Below are 5,534 nucleotides of genomic sequence, written 5' to 3' on the forward strand. Positions count from 1 at the left end.
TATGCATTGGGTAACCTCTTATTGTTGCTAAAATACTGGAGTTTACCCTATTTCTCTCTCTACTCTCTTTCTAATCCATAGTTAGCGTTTTTAAAGCGTCTTCTTTATTCATGGTAACTACCCCTTACTAATAGCGAACTATACTTGAGCTTGAGCGTAACACAAAATTTCAAAAAGTAAAGTTTTTTATGTTAAGCTGAGCCTATTGTACAATTTCATGTGATATAGCTAATGCAGCGCTAACGAGTAGCAAGGCTAAAAAAAAGCAAAAGAAGCCCTGGTCAGTATTTATTCTCAGTATTGGCGTTTTTTTAAGTCTTGAACGCTGCAATTTAGCGACTTTTAACTGCAACAGACCCTTAGCTTAAGCGCTAAGAAACTTACTAAGCAGAAAAAAAGACAAAAGAACCCCATAGTAGAAGTTGCTCACTCTCTAATCCTGCAAATTGGCGTACTATACTGTCTTAAATGACTTATAAGCGCGTTTCAGCTTGTATAGGGAAAAACCTAGAAGTCTAGGTAAAATTAATAAAGACATAAGGTGCACATAGTGCAAAAAATTAAACATAAGACACCAATCTTAATACTCTTGTCGTTTAATCTGCACAGACTGAAGCCAAATGGATAGCTTCAGTTACATGATAAAAGGAATGGCGAAGGTTGTCAAGCAAATTTTTTGAATGATTTTTGAAAAAAAGAGCGGGAGAAGGGGTTCGAACCCTCGACTTCAACCTTGGCAAGGTTGCGTTCTACCAACTGAACTACTCCCGCAGCCTTTCACTTCTTAAATTATAGGCATATACAACGATTTGTAAACCATGCATACTAAAATGTTAGGAGCTGTCTATTATTTGTGTACTTAAAACTCACTTTCAATTATTATTAGTCTTTCAATATTTCACAAAGCCTTATGAGGATATTTGTACATAAAGATGACCTGCTGGCTAGTTCAATACCAGATAACGTAAGGTCTATAGCTGTTGATACAGAGGCAATGGGGCTACTTCATGTTAGAGACAGGTTGTGTCTTGTACAGCTCTCTTTTAACGATGGCAACGCTCACTTGGTTCAATTGAAAAGTGATTATACAGCTCCAAATTTAAGAAAAATATTCGGGAATAAGAATATAACTAAAATATTTCACTTTGCACGGTTTGATGTCAGCATAATACGCTATTACTTGAAAACTTGGGCACTTCCATGCTATTGCACAAAAATAGCTTCACGTTTGGTTCGTACTTATACAGATAATCATAGCCTAAAGGAGTTATGCCTAGAATTGCTTGATACTAAGTTAAATAAGCAGCAGCAATCCTCTGATTGGGGAAGTGAGGATTTAACGGATAAGCAAAAAAGTTACGCTGCATCTGATGTTTTATATCTCCATAAAATAAAGGAAAAGCTAGATTCTATGCTGGAACGTGAAAACAGAAAAGAATTAGCTCAAAAGTGCTTTGAATTTCTTCCTACTCGTGTTAAATTAGATTTAATTGGGTGGGAAAATGTGGACATCTTTAGTCATCAGGTGTAATGGAAGCTATGCAAAACGCTTTAGGCAATTTTTCAGGCTACTCAGTAAGAATTTAGTTGATTAGCTGCTGGTAAGTGCGCTATATTGTACAAATTTAGCTAGGTATTTTATGAGTGACGATATTACATCAATAAATGATCAAAATTTTAAGTCTGAGGTCAGTAATTACAAGGGGTTTGTATTAGTGGACTTTTGGGCAGAGTGGTGTGGACCATGTAAAAGTCTAATGCCGCGCATTGAACAGTTAGCTAAAGATAAGAAGGGCAAAGTTAAGGTCTGCAAGTTCAATATAGATGAAGGAACTGAAGTGCCGAGTAAATATGGGATTCAATCCATACCTACTTTGATCATATTTCAAGACAGCAAGGAAGTTGCACGCAAAATTGGTGCAATAAGTGACTTGTTAAGCTGGGTTGATAGCGAAATAAGCTAATAGACAAATTTGTTTTTGTGTGTATTATAAATATTAATGAAGGGGATTGTAGCTCAGTTGGTTAGAGCAGTTCGCTCATAACGAATTGGTCGTAGGTTCGAGTCCTACCAATCCCACCGGTTTTAGTATATGCACGATATTTTCTTACGTATCTTATTGTAAATCTTGGCTAATTTCTTCAGTGATTGTCGCTGCCTAGATCAAATTCAAAACAAAGACTTTACAGAGCGTGAACAATAGGGTTAACTTATGCGACTATATTTGGTAGGGCTACAATGAATGATTATCTCTCACTGCTAAATTCGGAACAACAATTGGCTGTAATTAACGTAGATGGGCCAATTTTAATATTGGCCGGTGCTGGAACAGGAAAAACAAGAACAATTACTTCGAGAATAGCGCATATAATTCGAAATGGCTACGCTCATTCTGATGAAATATTAGCAGTCACATTCACAAACAAAGCAACAAATGAAATGGTATTAAGGGTACTTGAACTCACGGGCACAAATATACCATGGCTTGGCACTTTCCATGCAATTGCAGCAAAAATTTTACGCCGTCATGCTGAAATTGTAGGCTTAAACTCCAATTTTACAATCATTGGTGTAGATGACCAATTGCAGGTAATAAAAAACATCATTAATGAAATAAGTTCCAATAATCCATCAGAGAAAGATAGCACCATTATGAATATAATCCAGAAATGGAAAGAAAAGTGTTTACTGCCATCTGAAGTGGAAGAGGCCCAATTATTTAGGCCAGTATATGTAACCGCATTAAAAGTCTATCGCCAATATCAAGAAAGGTTAAAATTCCTTAACTCTGTCGATTTTGGTGATTTACTGCTATACAATATACAACTCTTCAACCAAAATACTGAAACTCTGTCCTGCTACCAAAATAAATTCAAATATATCATGGTAGATGAGTATCAAGATACAAATGCAATACAATATCTTTGGCTAAAATACCTTGCAAAAGAGCACTCAAATATTTGCTGTGTGGGAGACGATGACCAATCGATATATAGTTGGCGTGGTGCAGAAGTTGAAAACATTTTAAAATTTTCCGATGACTTTAAAGGTGCAAAAACCGTCAAACTGGAATGCAATTACAGATCAACATCCCATATACTTGCAACTGCATCACATGTTATCAATCACAATAAAACCCGTTTAGAAAAAAAATTGTGGACAACAAATATTAAAGGAGAGAAAGTAAATCTAATAAAACTATGGGATGGGAAAACCGAAGCGAGGTTCATAAGCGAACAGATATTAAAGCTCAATAAATACAAATTCAGTGATATTGCAGTGCTGGTGAGAGCTACTTTCCAAACTAGAGTTCTAGAAGAGTACTTTATAAAATACTCAATTCCTTATAAGATTGTAAGTGGCGTAAAATTCTACGAACGTCAAGAAGTTAGAGACGTAATCGCATATTTAAGGCTCGTTATAAACAATAATGATGACCTAGCTTTCGAGAGGATAGTAAATCGTCCAAAAAGAAGCATAGGGCCGACCACCATGAAAAAGATATATACGGTCGCTCAAGACAACAGAATTTCTTTTTTTGAAGCAGCAAGAACATTGGTTGATAGTAATCAAGTAACTGAGAAAATCAAACTTTCACTAAATGGTTTTTTAAATAAAATCAAGACTTGGGAAAAAATAGTAAGCGTAAAGCCGCTAAACGAGCTTGTTAAGACTATAGCAAATCAATCAGGATATATTGAAATGCTTGAAAATGAAGAAGTAACAGGTTTGGCACGCATAGAGAATGTTAGGGAACTCATTTCATCTTTGAAAAATTTCGATAGTGCTACAACTTTCCTAGAGCACATAAGTCTAGTGATGGAAGTGGATAATATGAATAATGACAACACCGTATATGTTATGACTCTTCATGCAGCCAAGGGACTTGAATTTCCATGTGTGTTTCTGCCTGGCTGGGAAGAGGGGCTATTTCCACATCAAAGATCTTTTGAGGATAGCAGTGGCAAAGCTTTGGAAGAAGAGAGAAGACTTGCATATGTTGGAATAACCAGGGCAAAAGAAAAGTTGATCATTTCATGCGCAGACAGAAGGGAAGTGAATAACCAGTGGCAACCAATGTATGCCTCGCGATTCATTAAAGAACTACCAAGAGAAAATGTTAAGGTAATTAGAAATGATGCTGTCTACTGTTGAAATAGGCATACAACAACTGTCTCCAATAGGAACAAAAAAAACTACTTAACAAATTCCTTTAGTTCCCTTACCACGGTATTGAAGCTATTTATTTAACTTTCCAATCTGTACAGGTCAAAACGACAAGAAAACTTGTGTTTTGCGTACTATTTTTCGCACTATTTGCACTGCATGTCTTTATAAAACTTCTGGTTTTTACCTATACAAGATTAATATATTTTAGCATATGAATTATCTAAAATATTATCTTAGTGATTATCTACTAACTGATTGATATTTTAACAAAATGCTTGCTAAATTTAATTTATTGTGCTAATATTTAATAAAGTTAATCAAGGAGTAATAAGGTGTTCAGCAATCTTTTTACTAGAATAAATCAGAAATGGAATGAATTCCTCTATGGCCCTTTTTGTACAGGTTTGAGAGATCTTTTCTTTAGTGATGATTGTTATATAACAATAGAGCCAAAGCAGGATGAGCAGCATCAAAATATAGATATTACAACTTCTGAAAAAGAAGATTTGAAATGGTTGGCTCAAATAGACTATTCGTTAGAGAAGTTTACTGAGAGTGGAATTTGTTCTTCCGCGAAAGAAAGGATGATTGAACTCTGTGAAAAAGTGTTACATAAGTTTAGCGGAGTAGAAGCAGAAAAAATTGAAAGGTTCATTAATGATTACCAAAATAGTGAATGGGAAATCGTTAACGAAAATGATTGTGAATTATCAGAACAAGAAGATGATATTTGTATCAGTGACTGGGAAATAGTTGAAAAGGTACCAAACACAGAAATACGTCTATTAGGTATTACAGCGAAGGATAAAGATTTATCAAGGTGTTTCATGAGCTAGAACACACAACTTTATCTACCGTTGCTCAGAGAACAGATCTGAAGAAAAAGCCCTTACTGAAGCAAGTAAAACAGCGGTGTAAAGTGGCATATCTGCTCTTTGTGTAATCGGAATTAACACTATATGTTACTAAATTTTATTGGAAGAGATGTAGATCATTTTGGTCGTTATAATCACTATCATTTAGTCCAACTAATGGATCACAAGATTGTTCTGCATTTCCTTCAGTTTTTTTTATGTGAGACCAAAGCAACCATGATATTAAACCGCAAGAAAATAATACCATTAATGAAATAGGCTTTGTAAGTATACTAAAAAAACTGTCAAAAAAAGTGCTTGTTTGTTCTTCTGTTGTAGATGTGATAGATTCTTTTTGTAATAGAGCTTTTATTTCTTCGTTAGTAGTTAAATCTAGAGGAGTATCGCCATCCACATTTAACGCTAACTATGGATTAGAAAGAGAGTAGAGAGAGAAATAGGGTAAACTCCAGTATTTTAGCAACAATAAGAGGTTACCCAATGCATAA

The 5,534-nt window shown here is 35.0% G+C and carries 5 protein-coding genes and 2 tRNA genes; 5 read left to right on the forward strand and 2 right to left on the reverse strand.

The window, feature by feature from the left end; translation table 11 throughout:
• Positions 1-698 precede the first annotated feature (698 nt).
• Positions 699-771, reverse strand: a tRNA-Gly gene (locus tag GO685_RS03135).
• Positions 772-910: 139 nt separating this feature from the next.
• On the opposite strand from GO685_RS03135, the gene GO685_RS03140 reads away from it, so the two are divergent.
• The 5 genes from GO685_RS03140 (at position 911) to GO685_RS03160 (ending at position 5,007) form a co-directional block, all read left to right on the forward strand.
• Positions 911-1,531, forward strand: a complete 621-nt coding sequence (locus GO685_RS03140) for a ribonuclease D (protein WP_175937537.1) — start codon at positions 911-913, stop codon at positions 1,529-1,531.
• A gap of 109 nt (positions 1,532-1,640) precedes the next feature.
• Complete coding sequence (gene trxA, locus GO685_RS03145) at positions 1,641-1,964, forward strand: thioredoxin (protein WP_175937538.1); 324 nt, start codon at positions 1,641-1,643, stop codon at positions 1,962-1,964.
• A 42-nt stretch (positions 1,965-2,006) separates the two neighbouring features.
• Positions 2,007-2,080, forward strand: a tRNA-Ile gene (locus GO685_RS03150).
• 159 nt (positions 2,081-2,239) lie between these two features.
• Complete coding sequence (locus tag GO685_RS03155; RefSeq protein WP_175937539.1) at positions 2,240-4,156, forward strand: ATP-dependent helicase; 1,917 nt, start codon at positions 2,240-2,242, stop codon at positions 4,154-4,156.
• A gap of 419 nt (positions 4,157-4,575) precedes the next feature.
• The gene (locus tag GO685_RS03160; protein WP_175937540.1) at positions 4,576-5,007 is read left to right on the forward strand and encodes a hypothetical protein; all 432 of its coding nucleotides are present in this window, start codon (positions 4,576-4,578) and stop codon (positions 5,005-5,007) included.
• Between the two features lie 136 nt (positions 5,008-5,143).
• Here GO685_RS03160 and GO685_RS03165 read toward each other — a convergent pair whose 3' ends face one another.
• Positions 5,144-5,440: a hypothetical protein gene (locus GO685_RS03165; protein WP_175937541.1), complete on the reverse strand. Its 297-nt coding sequence runs from the start codon at positions 5,438-5,440 to the stop codon at positions 5,144-5,146.
• Positions 5,441-5,534 lie beyond the last annotated feature (94 nt).

The organism is Wolbachia endosymbiont of Madathamugadia hiepei, assembly GCF_013366855.1.
Lineage (GTDB): Bacteria > Pseudomonadota > Alphaproteobacteria > Rickettsiales > Anaplasmataceae > Wolbachia.

Coding starts and splice junctions, on each gene's coding strand:
- trxA (WP_175937538.1), top strand. CDS start 1,641: ATGAGTGACGATATTACATCAATAAATGATCAAAATTTTAAGTCTGAG.
- GO685_RS03155 (WP_175937539.1), top strand. CDS start 2,240: ATGAATGATTATCTCTCACTGCTAAATTCGGAACAACAATTGGCTGTA.
- GO685_RS03140 (WP_175937537.1), top strand. CDS start 911: ATGAGGATATTTGTACATAAAGATGACCTGCTGGCTAGTTCAATACCA.